Annotated in this window: 12 protein-coding genes; 6 read left to right on the top strand and 6 right to left on the bottom strand. The window is 73.1% G+C overall.

The features are described from left to right. Positions 1–149 precede the first annotated feature (149 nt). From OHA89_RS19410 to OHA89_RS19395, 4 genes are read left to right on the top strand one after another with little or no spacing between them, the layout of a single operon-like run. Entirely contained in the window at positions 150–1,028 is an 879-nt protein-coding gene (locus OHA89_RS19410) for an NTP transferase domain-containing protein (protein WP_266608953.1), read from the top strand. Beyond that, positions 1,025–2,326: a molybdopterin molybdotransferase MoeA gene (locus OHA89_RS19405; protein WP_406366709.1), complete on the top strand. Its 1,302-nt coding sequence runs from the start codon at positions 1,025–1,027 to the stop codon at positions 2,324–2,326. Before OHA89_RS19410 ends, OHA89_RS19405 begins: the two co-directional genes overlap by 4 nt. After that, entirely contained in the window at positions 2,314–3,414 is a 1,101-nt protein-coding gene (locus OHA89_RS19400) for a TrkA family potassium uptake protein (protein ID WP_257555444.1), read from the top strand. The genes OHA89_RS19405 and OHA89_RS19400 overlap by 13 nt, the downstream gene beginning before the upstream one ends. Positions 3,415–3,433: 19 nt before the next feature. Further along, the gene (locus OHA89_RS19395) at positions 3,434–4,411 is read left to right on the top strand and encodes an NAD(P)H-quinone oxidoreductase (protein WP_406366707.1); all 978 of its coding nucleotides are present in this window, start codon (positions 3,434–3,436) and stop codon (positions 4,409–4,411) included. Between the two features lie 88 nt (positions 4,412–4,499). Here OHA89_RS19395 and OHA89_RS19390 read toward each other — a convergent pair whose 3' ends face one another. Genes OHA89_RS19390 through pdhA form a run of 3 tightly spaced genes read right to left on the bottom strand, consistent with a single transcriptional unit; the run spans position 4,500 to position 7,971 of the window. Next, positions 4,500–5,819, bottom strand: a complete 1,320-nt coding sequence (locus OHA89_RS19390; RefSeq protein ID WP_406366705.1) for a dihydrolipoamide acetyltransferase family protein — start codon at positions 5,817–5,819, stop codon at positions 4,500–4,502. Continuing rightward, positions 5,819–6,838, bottom strand: coding sequence for an alpha-ketoacid dehydrogenase subunit beta (locus tag OHA89_RS19385; protein WP_257555441.1), 1,020 nt, complete (start codon positions 6,836–6,838; stop codon positions 5,819–5,821). Before OHA89_RS19385 ends, OHA89_RS19390 begins: the two co-directional genes overlap by 1 nt. After that, positions 6,835–7,971 (bottom strand): pyruvate dehydrogenase (acetyl-transferring) E1 component subunit alpha, encoded by a 1,137-nt coding sequence (gene pdhA / locus OHA89_RS19380; protein WP_257555439.1) that lies wholly within the window; start codon positions 7,969–7,971, stop codon positions 6,835–6,837. Before pdhA ends, OHA89_RS19385 begins: the two co-directional genes overlap by 4 nt. A 202-nt stretch (positions 7,972–8,173) precedes the next feature. Between pdhA and OHA89_RS19375 the strand changes: the two genes are divergently transcribed. Further along, positions 8,174–8,755 (top strand): Lrp/AsnC family transcriptional regulator, encoded by a 582-nt coding sequence (locus OHA89_RS19375; RefSeq protein ID WP_266608949.1) that lies wholly within the window; start codon positions 8,174–8,176, stop codon positions 8,753–8,755. Between the two features lie 80 nt (positions 8,756–8,835). Here the strand turns inward: OHA89_RS19375 and OHA89_RS19370 are convergent, their stop codons facing one another. Next, a complete protein-coding gene (locus tag OHA89_RS19370) occupies positions 8,836–9,423 on the bottom strand; it encodes a TetR/AcrR family transcriptional regulator (protein ID WP_215145042.1) in 588 nt (195 codons plus the stop codon). Continuing rightward, positions 9,420–10,943 carry a 3-hydroxyacyl-CoA dehydrogenase gene (locus OHA89_RS19365; protein WP_266608948.1) on the bottom strand — a complete coding sequence of 508 codons (1,524 nt, stop codon included), beginning with the start codon at positions 10,941–10,943 and terminating at the stop codon, positions 9,420–9,422. The genes OHA89_RS19370 and OHA89_RS19365 overlap by 4 nt, the downstream gene beginning before the upstream one ends. Before the next feature lie 124 nt (positions 10,944–11,067). Between OHA89_RS19365 and paaN the strand changes: the two genes are divergently transcribed. Beyond that, a complete protein-coding gene (gene paaN, locus OHA89_RS19360; protein WP_257555435.1) occupies positions 11,068–12,750 on the top strand; it encodes a phenylacetic acid degradation protein PaaN in 1,683 nt (560 codons plus the stop codon). Here paaN and OHA89_RS19355 read toward each other — a convergent pair. Further along, positions 12,747–14,432 carry a helix-turn-helix domain-containing protein gene (locus OHA89_RS19355; RefSeq protein WP_406366703.1) on the bottom strand — a complete coding sequence of 562 codons (1,686 nt, stop codon included), beginning with the start codon at positions 14,430–14,432 and terminating at the stop codon, positions 12,747–12,749. The two genes, paaN and OHA89_RS19355, sit on opposite strands and share 4 nt — an antisense overlap. Positions 14,433–14,443: the final 11 nt, after the last annotated feature.

Here is a 14,443-nt window from a genome sequence, read left to right as displayed (position 1 = left end):
CCCCGCCTGGGGGTCCCCCCGGACGGAGTCTGGGGGAGTTTGAGGCGTGGGGTCTGGGGCGGAGCCCCGGGTCTTGAACGCCGGCGGGCAGACGAGCCGCAGGTAAGCAGGGCTCCCCGCCATGGACATGGCCACGCATACTCTGGGGCATGAGCTACGACGCCATCGTGCTGGCCGGCGGCGCCGCGCAGCGACTCGGCGGGGCCGACAAGCCCGCGCTGAGCGTCGGCGGCCGCCCCCTCCTCGACCGCGTCCTCGACGCGTGCACCGACGCCCGGACCACCATCGTGGTCGGCGGCCGCCGCCCCACCGCCCGCCCGGTCCAGTGGACCCTCGAGGATCCCCCCGGCGGCGGACCCGTGGCCGCGCTGGACGCCGGACTGCGGCGGACCACCGCCGAGCTGGTCCTCGTCCTCTCCGCGGACCTGCCCTTCCTGGACCGCGAGACCGTACGGGCCCTGCTGACCGCGCCCGGCGGACACGAGGGCGCCCTGCTGCGCGACCAGGACGGCCGGGACCAGCCGCTCATCGCGGTCTACCGCGGCGAGCCGCTCCGCCGCGAGCTGGCCCTCCTCGCCACCGAACACGGCAGCCTCGCCGGGCTCCCGCTGCGCGCCCTCACCGCCGAACTCGACCTCACTCGCGTCGCGGCACCGCCGTTCGCCTCCTTCGACTGCGACACCTGGGACGATCTCGCCGCCGCCCGCGCCCGGATCAGGGAGCATGGAACCGTGCTGGACCAATGGATCACCGCCGTCAAGAGCGAGCTGGGCATCGACCTCCCCGTCGACGTCAAGGCCCTGCTCGACCTCGCCCGTGACGCCGCCCACGGCGTCGACCGCCCCGCCGCACCGCTGACCACCTTCCTGGTCGGCTACGCGGCGGCGCGGGCCGAGGCAGCCGGGGCCGACCCCGCCCAGGCCGTCGCCGAGGCCTCCCGCAAGGCCGCCGACCTGGCGCTGCGCTGGGCGGCCGAGGCGAACGCCGCCGACTCCCCCGCCGCATCCCAAGAGAACGGCTCCGGATGACCCCCGCCAACCCCGCCGACCAGGCCCTCGACGAGGCCCTGGCCCTGGTCAGCCGCACCCCGGACGGGGGCGGCGGCGCCGGCGGCGTCCACCGCGCCTGCCCCTGGCCGCGGGCCCGGGACACGGCTGCCCGCGCCGGTGACGGAGTGCGGGCCCGCACCCGCCAGGTCCCCCTCGCGGACGCCCTCGGCGAGGTGCTGGCCACGCCCCTGGACGCCCTGACCGACCTGCCGTCCTTCGACACCTCCGCCATGGACGGCTGGGCCGTCGCCGGTCCCGGCCCGTGGAGCGTCCGCGCCGGCGGCGGGGTGCTGGCCGGCTCCGAGCGGCCCGACCCCCTCGCGGACGGCGAGGCCGTACGGATCGCCACCGGCGCCCGGATCCCCGCAGACACCACCGCCGTCATCCGCAGCGAGCACTGCCGCGAGAGCGGCGCCCAGCTCTTCGCCGACCGGCCCGTCCTCACGGGCCAGGACATCCGCCCGCGCGGCCAGGAGTGCCGCTCCGGCGACCTGCTGCTGCCCGCCGGATCCCTGGTCACCCCCGCCGTGCTGGGCCTCGCCGCAGCCGCCGGGTACGACGGGCTGACCACCCGGCCCCGCCCCCGCGTGGAGATCCTGGTGCTCGGCGACGAGCTCCTCACCGAAGGCCGCCCGCGCGACGGGCTGATCCGGGACGCGCTGAGCCCCATGCTCGGCCCCTGGCTCACCCGGCTCGGCGCCGAGGTCATCGGCACGCGGCGGCTCGGCGACGACCCCGCCGGGGCCGAAGCCCTCCTCAAGGCCGTCACCACCTCCTCCGCCGACGTCGTCGTCACCACCGGCGGCACCGCCTCCGGGCCGGTCGACCACGTCCACCCCGTGCTGCGCCGGGCCGACGCCGAACTCCTGATCGACGGCGTCGCCGTACGCCCCGGCCACCCGATGCTGCTGGCCAGGATCGGGAACCGGGCCGACGGCCGGCACCTGGTCGGGCTGCCCGGGAACCCCCTCGCCGCTGTCTCCGGGCTGCTGACGCTGGCCGAACCGCTGCTGCGCGCCCTCGCCGGCCGCCGCCCGCGCCCCCGCTACACGGCGACGGTCCAGGGCGACGTTCCGGGCCACCCGCACGACACCCGGCTGGTCCCGGTCCTGCTGAGCGGCGAGCACGCCCAGCCGCTGCGCTTCAACGGTCCCGCGATGCTGCGCGGCGTGGCCGCCGCCGACGCGCTGGCCGTCGTACCGCCGCACGGCGCGCGGTCCGGGCAGGAGCTGGAGATCCTCGATCTGCCCTGGGCCTCCGGAGGATGTTTCACGTGAAACTGCACGGCCACGACGCCATGGCCCGGGGAGCCGACGAGAAGCTCGTCTCCCGGCGCATCAAGCTGCCCAAACGGATCGTCGAGCAGCCCCTGCGGCAGGTCACCAAACGCCTGTTGATGGCCCTCTTCGTGCTCTTCCTCACGGTCCTCATCGTGTGGCTCGACCGCGACGGCTACCACGACAACGCCAACGAGCAGGTCGATCTCCTCGACTGCTTCTACTACGCCACCGTGACTCTGTCGACGACCGGCTACGGCGACATCGTCCCGTACAGCGACAGCGCGCGACTGATCAACATCCTGCTGATCACCCCGCTGCGCGTGCTGTTCCTGATCATCCTGGTCGGTACCACCCTGGAAGTCCTCACGGAGCGGACGAGGGAAGAGTGGCGGCTGAGCCGCTGGAGGAAGAACTTGCGTGAGCACACCGTGGTCGTCGGCTTCGGCACCAAGGGCCGCTCGGCCCTGCAGACGCTGCTGGCCACCGGCCTCAGCAGGGACCAGGTCGTCATCGTCGACCCGAGCGCCAAGGTGATCGACATCGCCAACGCGGAGGGCTTCACCGGCGTGGTCGGCGATGCCACCCGCTCCGACGTCCTGCTGCGGGCCGAACTGCAGAAGGCCCGGCAGATCGTCATCGCCACCCAGCGGGACGACACGGCGGTGCTGGTCACGCTGACGGCGCGGCAGCTGAACCGCGGCGCGAAGATCGTCGCGGCGGTGCGCGAGGAGGAGAACGCTCCGCTGCTGCGCCAGTCGGGCGCGGACGCGGTGATCACGAGCGCGAGCGCGGCGGGCCGGCTGCTGGGCCTCTCGGTCCTCAGCCCGAGCGCGGGCACCGTGATGGAGGACCTGATCCAACAGGGCAGCGGCCTCGACCTCATCGAACGGCCGGCCACCCGGTCCGAGGTCGGCAAATCGGTGCGCGAGACGACCGACCTGGTCATCAGCGTGCTGCGCGGGCACCGGCTGCTGGCTTACGACGATCCGCACGCGAGCCCGATCCAGCTGACGGACCGTCTCATCACCATCGTCCGTGCGACGCCGCCGACTTCACCGCCGGTGACACTGCCCTCCGCCGAGTAGATCGCGTAGCCTCCGGGCCATGCATGCGATCACCATCGAGCAGCCCGGCGGTCCCGAGGCCCTCATCTGGAGCGACGTACCCGATCCGGTGGCGGGCGAGGGCGAGGTCCTCGTCGAGGTCGCGGCGAGCGCCGTGAACCGCGCCGACGTCCTCCAGCGCCAGGGGTTCTACGATCCCCCGCCCGGCGCCTCGCGCCACCCCGGCCTGGAGTGCTCCGGGCGGATCTCCGCGATGGGGCCGGGGGTGTCCGGCTGGTCGGTGGGCGACGAGGTGTGCGCCCTGCTGGCGGGCGGCGGCTACGCGCAGAAGGTGGCCGTCCCGATGGGCCAGCTGCTGCCGGTCCCGGCGGGCGTGGACCTGGTGACGGCGGCCGCGCTGCCCGAGGTCGTCGCGACCGTGTGGTCCAACGTGTTCATGGTGGCGGGCCTGCGCCCCGGCGAGACCCTGCTGGTGCACGGCGGGGCCAGCGGGATCGGGACGATGGCGATCCAGCTGGCGAAGGCGGTGGGCGCGACGGTCGCGGTGACGGCCGGCGGCCCGGAGAAGCTGGCGCGCTGCAAGGAGCTCGGCGCCGACATCCTGATCGACTACCGCGAGCAGGACTTCGTGGCGGAGCTGCGGGCGGCGACGGGCGGGGCCGGGGCGGACGTGATCCTGGACATCATGGGCGCGAAGTACCTGTCCCGGAACGTGGAGGCCCTCGCCGTGAACGGCCGCCTGGCGATCATCGGACTCCAGGGCGGGGTGAAGGCCGAACTGAACCTCGGCGCGCTGCTGTCCAAGCGGGCCGCGATCACCGCCACCTCCCTGCGGGCGCGCCCGCTGGAGGAGAAGGCCGCGATCGTGGCGGCGGTACGGGAGCACGTGTGGCCGCTCGTGTCGGCGAGCCGGGTGCGCCCGGTGGTGCACGCGACGTTCCCGATCGCGGAGGCCGCAGAGGCCCACCGGGTCATGGAGTCCGGCAGCCACGTGGGCAAACTCCTGCTCACGGTCTGAGCGCGGCGGGGGCCCGTCCAGGCAGGCCGACGGGGTGGGTGAGGCTCCGCGCAGCGGAACCCGCACCCACCCCCGCCCCGCCGGACGGCTACAGGCTGCGCAGCAGGACCGCCGGGGATTCGACGCAGTCGGCGACGTAGCGGAGGAAGCCGCCCGCCGTGCCGCCGTCGCAGACCCGGTGGTCGAACGTCAGCGACAGCTGGACGACCTGCCGCACGGCCAGCTCCCCGCCGTGCACCCACGGCTTGGGGATGATCCGGCCGACGCCGAGCATCGCCGCCTCGGGGTGGTTGATGATCGGCGTGGAGCCGTCGACCCCGAACACCCCGTAGTTGTTCAGGGTGAAGGTCCCGCCCGTCAGGTCCGCCGGCGTCAGCTTCCCGGCCCGCGCCAGCTCCGTCAGCCGGGCGAACTCCGCCGACAGCGACTCCGGGTTGCGGCTCTGCGCGTCCCGGACCACCGGGACCATCAGGCCCCGCTCGGTCTGCGCGGCGAAGCCCAGGTGCACGGCCGGCAGCCGGACGATCTCCTTCGCCTCGAGGTCCACGGTGGAGTTGAGCTCCGGGTAGCGGGCCAGTGCGGCCGTGCAGATCCGCGCCAGCAGGGCGAGCACCGAGATCTTGGGACCGCCCGCGGCGTTCATCGCCGCCCGGGCCGCCATCAGCTCGGTGGCGTCCGCGTCGACCCAGCAGGTCGCGTCCGGAATCTCCCGGCGGCTGCGCGACAGCTTCTCGGCGACCGCCCCGCGCACCCCCTTGAGCGGGATCCGCTCGCCCTGCGCCACGGATGCGGCAGGGGCCGCCACGGGTTCCGGCGCGCGCAGCGCCGACAGCGCCGCCTCGACGTCCGCCCGCAGGATCAGCCCTTCCGGACCCGACCCGCGCAGCGCGCGCAGGTCGACCCCGTGGTCCTTGGCCAGCTTCCGCACCAGCGGCGAGATCACGGGGACCGGACCGGCCGGACCGGCCGCGGCGGGTGCCGCGGCCGGCACGGGGACCGGCACGGTGACCGGCGCTGCGGTCGGCGCCGAGACCTCGGCGGTGACGGGTCGCACCCGTCGCCGACGCGCCGGGCGCGAGTGGTCCGTGCCGTAGCCGATCAGGGGCCGGGGCACGTTGCCGGAGCCTTCGGCTTCGGCCGCCGGGGCCTCCGGGAGCGCCTCCGCCCCCACCGCCACGGTGATCAGCGGGGCCCCGACCGGAAGCTCCTGCCCCTCCTCGCCGAAGCGGGCGGTGACCACACCTCCGTACGGGCAGGGCACCTCCACCATCGCCTTGGCCGTCTCGACCTCGACGACCGGCTGGTCGATGGCGACGACATCGCCCACCGCCACCAGCCAGCGCACGATCTCGGCCTCGGTCAGGCCCTCACCGAGGTCGGGCAGCTTGAATTCCATGACCTGCGGCATCAGTTCTCCCACTGCAGGCGGGCCACGGTGTCCAGGATCCGGTCCACACCGGGCAGGTGGTACTTCTCCAGCATCGGCGGCGGGTACGGGATGTCGAAGCCCGTCACCCGCAGCACCGGCGCCTCCAGGTGGTGGAAGCAGCGCTCCGTCACCCGGGCGGCGATCTCGGCGCCCGGTCCGCCGAAGCCGGCGGCCTCGTGGACGACCACCGCGCGCCCGGTCCGGCGTACGGACTCCACGACGGTGTCCTCGTCGAACGGGACCAGCGAGCGCAGGTCCACGACCTCCAGGTCCCAGCCCTCCTCGCGCGCCGCCTCGGCCGCCTCCAGGCACACCGGCAGCGAAGGCCCGTACGTGATCAGCGTCGCGCTCGTGCCCGCCCGCCGGACCAGGGCCTTGCCGATCCCCGGCACCGCCGCCGGAGCCTGCGGCGACCAGTCGGCCTTCGACCAGTAGAGCCGCTTGGGCTCCAGGAAGACCACCGGGTCGTCGCTCGCGATGGACGCGCGCAGCAGCCCGTACGCGTCCTCGACCGTCGCCGGGGTCACCACGTGCAGGCCGGGCGTCGCCAGGTAGTACGCCTCGGAGGAGTCGCAGTGGTGCTCCACCCCGCCGATCCCGCCGCCGTACGGCACCCGGATGGTGATCGGCAGCGGCATCGCGCCCCGCGTGCGGTTGCGCATTTTGGCCACGTGCGAGATCAGCTGCTCGAAGGCCGGGTACGCGAACGCGTCGAACTGCATCTCCACGACCGGCCGCAGCCCGTACATGGCCATGCCGACCGCCGCGCCCAGGATCCCGGCCTCCGCGAGGGGGGTGTCCGTACAGCGGTCCTCGCCGAACTCCTTCGCCAGCCCGTCCGTGATCCGGAAGACCCCGCCCAGGGCCCCGACGTCCTCGCCCATGACGTGGACCGTGGGGTCCTCGGCCATCGCGTCGCGCATCGCGCGCGTCAGGGCCTGGGCCATCGTCGCGGGCTTGCCCGCCGCCCTGGCCGACTTCTCCGCCACCGTGGTCATGCGTCTCCCTCCGCGTCCAGCTCGGCGCGCAACAGGGCCGCCTGCTCGCGCAGCCGGCCGGTCTGCTCCGCGTACACGTGCGCGAAGAGGTCCATCGGGTCCAGCACCGGATCCGCGTTCATCCCCTCGCGGAGCGAAGCGGCCATCGTCTCGGCCTCGTCGCGCGCCTCCTGGATGCCCGCCTCGTCGAGGATCCCGCGCGCGGTCAGCTCGCGCTCCAGCAGCTCGACCGGGTCGTGCGCCTTCCAGGCCTCGACCTCGGCGTCGCCGCGGTAGCGGGTGGCGTCGTCGGCGTTCGTGTGGGCCTCCATCCGGTACGTGACGGCCTCGATCAGGGTCGGACCGCCGCCGGCCCGGGCCCGCCGGACGGCCTCGGTCAGCACCTCGTGCATCGCCGCGATGTCGTTGCCGTCGACCAGCCGGCCGGGCATCCCGTAGCCCACGGCCTTGTGGGCCAGCGTCGGGGCGGCGGTCTGCTTGGCGAGCGGGACGGATATCGCGAAGCCGTTGTTCTGCACGAGGAAGACCACCGGCGCCTGCCAGACGGCGGCGAAGTTCAGGGCCTCGTGGAAGTCGCCCTCGCTGGTGCCGCCGTCGCCGACCATGGCCAGGGCCACGACGTCGTCGCCGCGCAACCGGGCGGCGTGCGCCAGCCCCACCGCGTGCGGCAGCTGGGTGGCGAGCGGGGTGGACAGCGGGGCAATCCGGTGCTCGCGCGGGTCGTATCCGGTGTGCCAGTCGCCGCGCAGCAGGGTCAGCGCCTGCACGGGGTCCAGGCCGCGCGCCACGGCCGCGAGGGTGTCGCGGTAGCTCGGGAAGAGCCAGTCCTGCTCCTCGAGGACCAGCGCCGCCGCGATCTCGCAGGCCTCCTGGCCCACGGTGGACGGGTAGACGGCGAGCCGCCCCTGCTTGGTCAGCGCGGTGGCCTGCGCGTTGTAGCGGCGGCCGCGCACCAGCTCGGCGTAGCAGCGGCGCATCAGCGCGGGGTCGAGCCGGTCGGCCGCCGGCGTGCCGAGAACCCGGTAGGGCTCGGCGTCCGGCAGCAGCGGCGCGGCGTCCGTACGGGGCCTCCAGGCGGGCGGCGGGGTGGGACGGTGGGATGCACCGGCACCGGGCAGCTCTTGGACCGTCATGGCGGCGTACACCTCCTCGTGGGAAGTCGATTGGACGCTCTGGGGGTACCCCCAGCGGTAGCTGGGGGAATGTGAGGCGCCTCACCTACCGATTGTTCGGTTGTCCGCGCAATTTGGCTACAGGCGGCTCCAGGCTGTGGACAAACTGGCGCCGGGGCCCTGGTATGGATGCAGGACGTCCAGGAGAGGGAGGCATCGGGCAATGCCGGATGAACAAATGGCCGGAGCGGGTTCCGGACCGGTTCCCCCGGGGGGCACCCCTGGGCAGATCAATCCGCCGGCACCGGCACCTTCCGTTCCGCCCCGCCCCCTGGACCCGATCGACCGGTCGATCATGCGGCTGCTCCAGGCGGACGGCCGCGCGTCCATACGGTCGGTCGCCGAACAGGTCCACGTGTCCCGCGCCAACGCCTACGCCCGCATCAACCGGCTCATAGACGACGGGGTGATCCGGGGCTTCACGGCCCGCGTCAACCACGAACGGGCAGGCCAGGGCGCCTCCGCCTACATCACGCTGAAGATCGTCCAGAACTCCTGGCGGACGGTCCGCGAGAAGCTCCGCGAGCTCCCGGGAGCCGCGCACATCGCCCTGGTCAGCGGAGACTTCGACGTCCTGCTGCTGGTGCACACCCCGGACAACCGCACCCTGCGCGAACTGGTACTGACCCGCCTCCAGTCCATCCCGGAGGTGCTGTCCACGCGCACCCTGCTGGTGTTCGAGGAAACGGATCTCCTGGACCCGGGCCCGGGCCCGTCCGGGCCCCCGGCACTCGCCGAGGAGTAGGCCGCACGTGTGACAGCGCCCCGGGAAGGGCCTGGAGGCCGTCCCGGGGCGCCGTACGTCTCACGTCCACCCGACGGGGGTCAGCGGACCGTCCGCAGGCCGTCGAGGGCCATGTGCACCACCGCGTCCGCGAGCTGGTCGGGGCCCGTCCCGGGGTGCGGGCGGTACCACTCGACCAGGGAGTTCACCATGCCGAAGAGAAGGCGGGTGGCGAGCCGGATGTCCACGTCCGCCCGCAGGTCACCGTCGTCGGCGGCGGCCTTGAGGAGCTCCGCGACCTGGTGGTCGAACTCGCGGCGGCGTTCCAGGGCCCAGCGCTCGGTGCGGGTGTTTCCGCGCACGCGCAGCAGCAGGGTCACGTACGGCAGCTCGCCGACGAGCACCTCCACCGTGCGGCGCGTGACGTACTCGACGCGCTCGACCGCCCGCCCCCGTACCGCGCCCGGCTCCTCCAGGACGGCGAAGAGCCCGTCGAGGGCGCGGCTCACGGCCCGGCGCAGCAGCTCCTCCTTGCCCGCCACGTGGTGGTAGATCGAGGACTTCGAGATGCCGGCGGCCTTGGACAGGTGCTCCATCGAGGTGCCGTCGTAGCCGCGCTCGTTGAAGACCTGGACGGCGACCGACAGGAGCGTCTCGGGGGTGTAGGTGTCCCGCTTCGCCGTCGTCATTCGCTCTCCCCCGTCTCGTCTTCTTCTTCCCCTGCGGCGTAACCCAGCCTGAACAGCGCCAGCGAGGGCGCGTACCGCCCGCCGGGACAGCGCTCGTCGAGGTGGTGGAGCAGGTCGTAGGCCCAGTCCCGGCCCAGCCGGTCGTGCCATTCGGCCGGTCCCAGCGGGTAGTTGACGCCGAGCCGCATCGCCGTGTCGATGTCTTCGGCGGAGGCCACGCCGCGCGCGACCGCGTCGGCCGTGAGGTCGATCAGCATCGCGACCGTCCGGGCGACGATCATGCCGGGGACGTCGCCGATGACGGAGACCTTCTTGCCCAGCTTCTGGAACAGGCCGACGGCCTCGGCGAGGGTCCGCTCGCTCGTGTCCTCGCTGGCGGAGAGCGCGATCCGGGTGGCCCCCCGGTAGTCGAAAGCGAGGTCGAAGTAGACGACGTCCGCGAACTCGACGGAGGTCTTCCCGTCCGCGAGCACCAGCTGGCCCTCGCCGGGCAGCTGGATGTACGGGCCCCCGTGCCCGGCGGCGGTGACCGCGATCCCGGCCTCCTCCAGCAGGTCGGCCAGCTCGGCCGCGGGCCCGAGGTCGCCGACCACGGTGACCTTGGCCGGGGCGTCCTCGGGGGCGGCGGTGTGCGGCTCCGGGAGCACGGCGTCCGGGCCGTACGGGAACCAGCCGTGCCCCGACTTGCGGCCGAGGCGGCCCGACTGGACCAGCCGACGCTGCGCGAGGGAGGGGGTGAACTTGGGGCTGCGGAAGAAGGACTCCCACACCGAGCGGGTCACGGCCTCGTTGACGTCCTGGCCGATCAGGTCGGTCAGCTGGAACGGGCCCATCTTGAAGCCGCCGCTCTCGCGGAGCACGGCGTCGATGGTGGCCGGGTCGGCGCCCTGCTCCTCGTACACCGAGAAGGCTTCGGCGTAGAAGGGGCGGGCGATCCGGTTGACGATGAAGCCGGGGGTGTCGGCGCAGCGGACCGGCGTCTTCCCCCAGCCGAGGATCGTGCGGTACGCGCGCTCGGCGGCGGCCGGGTCGGTCGCGAAACCGCTGATCACCTCGACGAGGGGGAGCAGCGGGGCCGGGTTGAAGAAGTGCAGGCCGAGGAAGCGGCCGGGGTGCGCGAGACCGGCGGCGAGCTCGGTGACGGAGAGCGAGGAGGTGTTGGTGGCCAGCAGCGCGTCCGGCGAAACCACCTCTTCGAGTGCGGCGAAGAGCGCCTGCTTGACCGTGACGTTCTCGACCACGGCCTCGATGACGAGGGCGGCCCCGGCGAGGTCCGCGAGGACACCTGCCGAAGCGATTCGGCCGATCGCGTCCTCGGCCTCGGCGCGATCGAGGCGGCCCTTGGCGGCCATCCGCTCGACACGGTCCTGCACGAAGCCGACGCCGTCGGCGGCCAGGGCCGCGTCGATGTCGTAGATCAGCACGCGGTGACCTGCGAGAAGGGCGACCTGGGCGATGCCCTGGCCCATGGTGCCCGCGCCGATGACCGCCACAGTGCGGGACCGCTCGATTGCTGTCATGTCCTGATCCTCCCGCACCGACTTATCCACAGGTCTGCCGGGCCCTCTTGTCCCGACCGATCGTTCGGTTACTCTAACTCCAGTCTGCTGTTCTTCGCCCGGCTCAACGAGGAGTTGGTCCCTGATGGCCGCCGAGCTCACCGTCCCCCAGCTGTCCGCCAAGCACCGGCCCACCCTGGACCAGGCCCTGTCGGTGATCCGCAGCCGTGCCTACTGGTCCCCGCATCCCGAGCACCCCAAGGCGTACGGCGAGACCGCGCCGGCCGACGGGCTCGCCGCCTTCGAGGCCGTCCGCGGCACCCGGCTGGACCTGGGGCAGCCCGGCACCGACGGCTGGACGGGCGCCGAGGTGTCCCCGTACGGCCCGGAGCTGGGCGTCGAGTACCCGCACGTGGACCCGGACGTGCTGCTGCCCGCGATGAAGGCCGGCATGGCCGCCTGGCGGGACGCCGGACCGGAGGCCCGCGCCGTGGTCTGCATCGAGATCCTGTCGCGGATCGGCGCCCGGACGCACGAGTTCGCGCACGCGGTCATGCACACCAGCGGCCAGGCGTTCATGATGGCGTTCCAGGCGGGCGGACCGCACGCGCAGGACCGCGGCCTGGAGGCGGTGGCCTACGCGTACGAGGAGCAGACCCGGGTCCCCGGGCAGGCCGACTGGTCGAAGCCGCAGGGCAAGCGGGACCCGCTGGAGCTCGGCAAGACCTTCACGGCGGTCCCCCGCGGCATCTCCCTGATGATCGGCTGCAACACCTTCCCCACCTGGAACGGCTACCCGGGCCTGTTCGCCTCGCTGGCCACCGGCAACCCGGTGCTGGTCAAGCCGCACCCGCGGGCCGTCCTCCCGCTGGCACTCACGGTCCAGGTGGCCCGCGAGGTCCTCGCCGAGGCCGGCTTCGACCCGAACCTGGTGGCGCTGGCCGTGGAGCGGCCGGGCGAGGGCATCGCCAAGACCCTCGCGCTCCGCCCCGAGATCAAGCTGATCGACTACACCGGGTCGACGGAGTTCGGCGACTGGCTGGAGGCCAACGCCCGCCAGGCGCAGGTCTACACCGAGAAGGCCGGCGTCAACACGGTGGTCGTGGACTCCACGGACAACTACAAGGGCATGCTGTCGAACCTCGCGTTCTCCCTTTCCCTCTACAGCGGCCAGATGTGCACCACCCCGCAGAACCTGCTGATCCCGCGCGACGGCATCGCCACGGACGCCGGGCACAAGACGTACGACGAGGTCGTCGCCGATCTCGCCGCCTCGGTCGGCGGCCTGCTGGGTGACGACGCGCGGGCCAACGCCCTGCTCGGCGCCCTGGTCAACCCGGACGTCAAGGCGAGGCTGGAGGCGGCGGCCTCACTGGGCGAGGTCGCGCTGGCCTCCCGCGAGGTCGTCAACCCGGAGTTCCCGGACGCGGTGGTCCGCACGCCGGTGATGGTGAAGCTGGACGCGTCCAAGCCCGACCCGGACGCGGCGTACCTCTCGGAGTGCTTCGGCCCGGTCTCCTTCGCGGTGGCCGTGGACTCCACGGCGGACGCGCTGGAGCTGCTGCGCCGCACGGTGCGGGAGAAGGGCGCGATGACGGTGGGCGCCTACACGACGTCCGCGGACACCGAGCGGGCGATCGAGGAGGTCTGCCTGGAGGAGTCCGCGCAGCTCTCGCTGAACCTGACCGGCGGGGTGTACGTCAACCAGACCGCGGCGTTCTCGGACTTCCACGGCTCGGGCGGCAACCCGGCGGCCAACGCGGCCCTGTGCGACGGCGCGTTCGTCTCCAACCGCTTCCGCGTGGTGGAGGTCCGCCGCCAGGCCTAGGGGACATCGCCGAGCAGCACGGGTAGCGGGCCGACTTCGGCCGTCCGATCGGCACGGACGGCCGAAGTCGAACCGTCCAGGTGATGCACCTGCGACACCTGGCGGGGCACGGGCACCCGGGCGGTGCCGGTGGGATTCCAGAGGATGGCCGCATCGGAGCCGTCCCGGTCGAGCCGGCACTGCCAGACGCCCTCCGGCAATCCGGCGGCCAGGCCGCTCCCGCACGAGCGGATCCGCGCCCCGTGCACCCAGCGGCGCGCCTCCTCCACGTGCAGGGCCGCGGCCGTCGGCGGCTGCCCCTCGGGCTGCATCACGATGGGGATCTTGGTGCCTCCCCAGTTGTAGAAGTACATGCGCTGGTAGCGCGCGTACAGGCCGACGAGAAAGAACCGGACCGCGTACGCCGACGCCGTCGGCTCGTCGAGCGGCTTCTGGAGCGGAATCTCGTACGTGGTGCCCGTACTCCACACCGGGGGATGTGCACCACCCCGGTGAAACGCGCGGTCGATCTCCGCGGCCAGGCCCAGCATCTGCTCGGGCGGGTCCTCCGCGCTGCGTTGATACAGCTTGACCCCGGCCACATCGCAGTGGTCGTAGCCGCGCAACCGCGCGAAGCGCTCCAGCAGTTGCCGCCCCTCGTCCTCCCAGAGCCGGCCCATGGACGGGCAGACCACCGTCGCGTCGGGATCGGCGGCGTCGAGGACGGCCTTCGCGGTACGCGTCATCTCGACCAGGGTCTCCGGGCTCCCGCTGAAGTACCGCGCGTCGTTGCCCATGACCCACAGCTCATAGGCCGCGATCCGCCCCCGATAGCGTCCCGACACCGCCGCGACGAAGGCCTTCCAGTCCGCTAGGTCATCGGGCGGGCTGGTCCGTGAACCGTCGTCGTACGCCGTGCGCGGACCGTTCGGACTCGCCCACGCGGGGGTGCCCCCCATCGTGAACAGCACGGGCAGCCCGGCCCGGTTGGCGCCGTCCACGAGCCGGTCGAGAATCGACCAGTCGAACTCGCCACGCTTCGACTGGATGTTCGACCACCGGGTCCGGCTGTCCCACAGCCTGACCGTGTCGACCTGGAAGGTCGGCATCGCACCCGTCGAGGAGTTGAGCGTCATCCCGAACATCCGGTCGGGCACGGCGGTCGGCGCCTGGCTCCACGCGTCGACCGCCAGACCGCGGCCGGAAGACCCGGTCGCCGGCACCGGCCGGGGCACCCGCCCGGACCCGCCCAGCGCGACCACGCAGAGCACGAGCAGCGCCAAGGAGATGACGGCCGGTCTCAGGCCGGGGTGGCGGCTCCGCGCGGAGGACTCCTGCTCGGGGGCCTCGGCCTGAGCCGGCACCGGGAGCGGGGCCAGGGGCTGAGGCTGAGGCGGAGGCGGAGGCGTTTCCGTCGCGGATAAGGAGGGCGCCGACAGGGAAGCGGCCGCCCAGTACCGATACAGATCAGACAATTCCCGGGAACTCGCGCCGCAAATCCGGGCTAGGCGTTCGGCCGTACCGAATTCCACGGGAACGATAATTCCCCGGCAATAGCGATGGACCGACGAGCGGCTCATATGCGCTTTGCGGGCCAGGGCCTCGAAGCTCAGCCCCCGCCGGTCCTTCAATTCCGTCAGCAGGTCCGCGAACCGCCGCCGATCCGACTCACCCAAGGCAGATCCCCCCTCCGCGCCGGACATCCGTCCCAGGG

It is taken from the genome of Streptomyces sp. NBC_01546 (assembly GCF_045208355.1).
Taxonomy (GTDB): domain Bacteria; phylum Actinomycetota; class Actinomycetes; order Streptomycetales; family Streptomycetaceae; genus Streptomyces.
Note: the sequence above shows the minus strand (reverse complement) of the source record. Positions and strands in the feature narration are given on the sequence as shown.

What these genes read in the sequence shown, in the direction of transcription:
- OHA89_RS19395 (WP_406366707.1), top strand. Translation starts at nt 3,434, where the DNA reads ATGCATGCGATCACCATCGAGCAGCCCGGCGGTCCCGAGGCCCTCATC.
- OHA89_RS19355 (WP_406366703.1), bottom strand. Translation starts at nt 14,432, where the DNA reads ATGTCCGGCGCGGAGGGGGGATCTGCCTTGGGTGAGTCGGATCGGCGG.
- OHA89_RS19385 (WP_257555441.1), bottom strand. Translation starts at nt 6,838, where the DNA reads ATGACCACGGTGGCGGAGAAGTCGGCCAGGGCGGCGGGCAAGCCCGCG.
- OHA89_RS19400 (WP_257555444.1), top strand. Translation starts at nt 2,314, where the DNA reads ATGTTTCACGTGAAACTGCACGGCCACGACGCCATGGCCCGGGGAGCC.
- OHA89_RS19405 (WP_406366709.1), top strand. Translation starts at nt 1,025, where the DNA reads ATGACCCCCGCCAACCCCGCCGACCAGGCCCTCGACGAGGCCCTGGCC.
- OHA89_RS19365 (WP_266608948.1), bottom strand. Translation starts at nt 10,943, where the DNA reads ATGACAGCAATCGAGCGGTCCCGCACTGTGGCGGTCATCGGCGCGGGC.
- OHA89_RS19375 (WP_266608949.1), top strand. Translation starts at nt 8,174, where the DNA reads ATGCCGGATGAACAAATGGCCGGAGCGGGTTCCGGACCGGTTCCCCCG.
- OHA89_RS19410 (WP_266608953.1), top strand. Translation starts at nt 150, where the DNA reads ATGAGCTACGACGCCATCGTGCTGGCCGGCGGCGCCGCGCAGCGACTC.
- pdhA (WP_257555439.1), bottom strand. Translation starts at nt 7,971, where the DNA reads ATGACGGTCCAAGAGCTGCCCGGTGCCGGTGCATCCCACCGTCCCACC.
- paaN (WP_257555435.1), top strand. Translation starts at nt 11,068, where the DNA reads ATGGCCGCCGAGCTCACCGTCCCCCAGCTGTCCGCCAAGCACCGGCCC.
- OHA89_RS19390 (WP_406366705.1), bottom strand. Translation starts at nt 5,819, where the DNA reads ATGCCGCAGGTCATGGAATTCAAGCTGCCCGACCTCGGTGAGGGCCTG.
- OHA89_RS19370 (WP_215145042.1), bottom strand. Translation starts at nt 9,423, where the DNA reads ATGACGACGGCGAAGCGGGACACCTACACCCCCGAGACGCTCCTGTCG.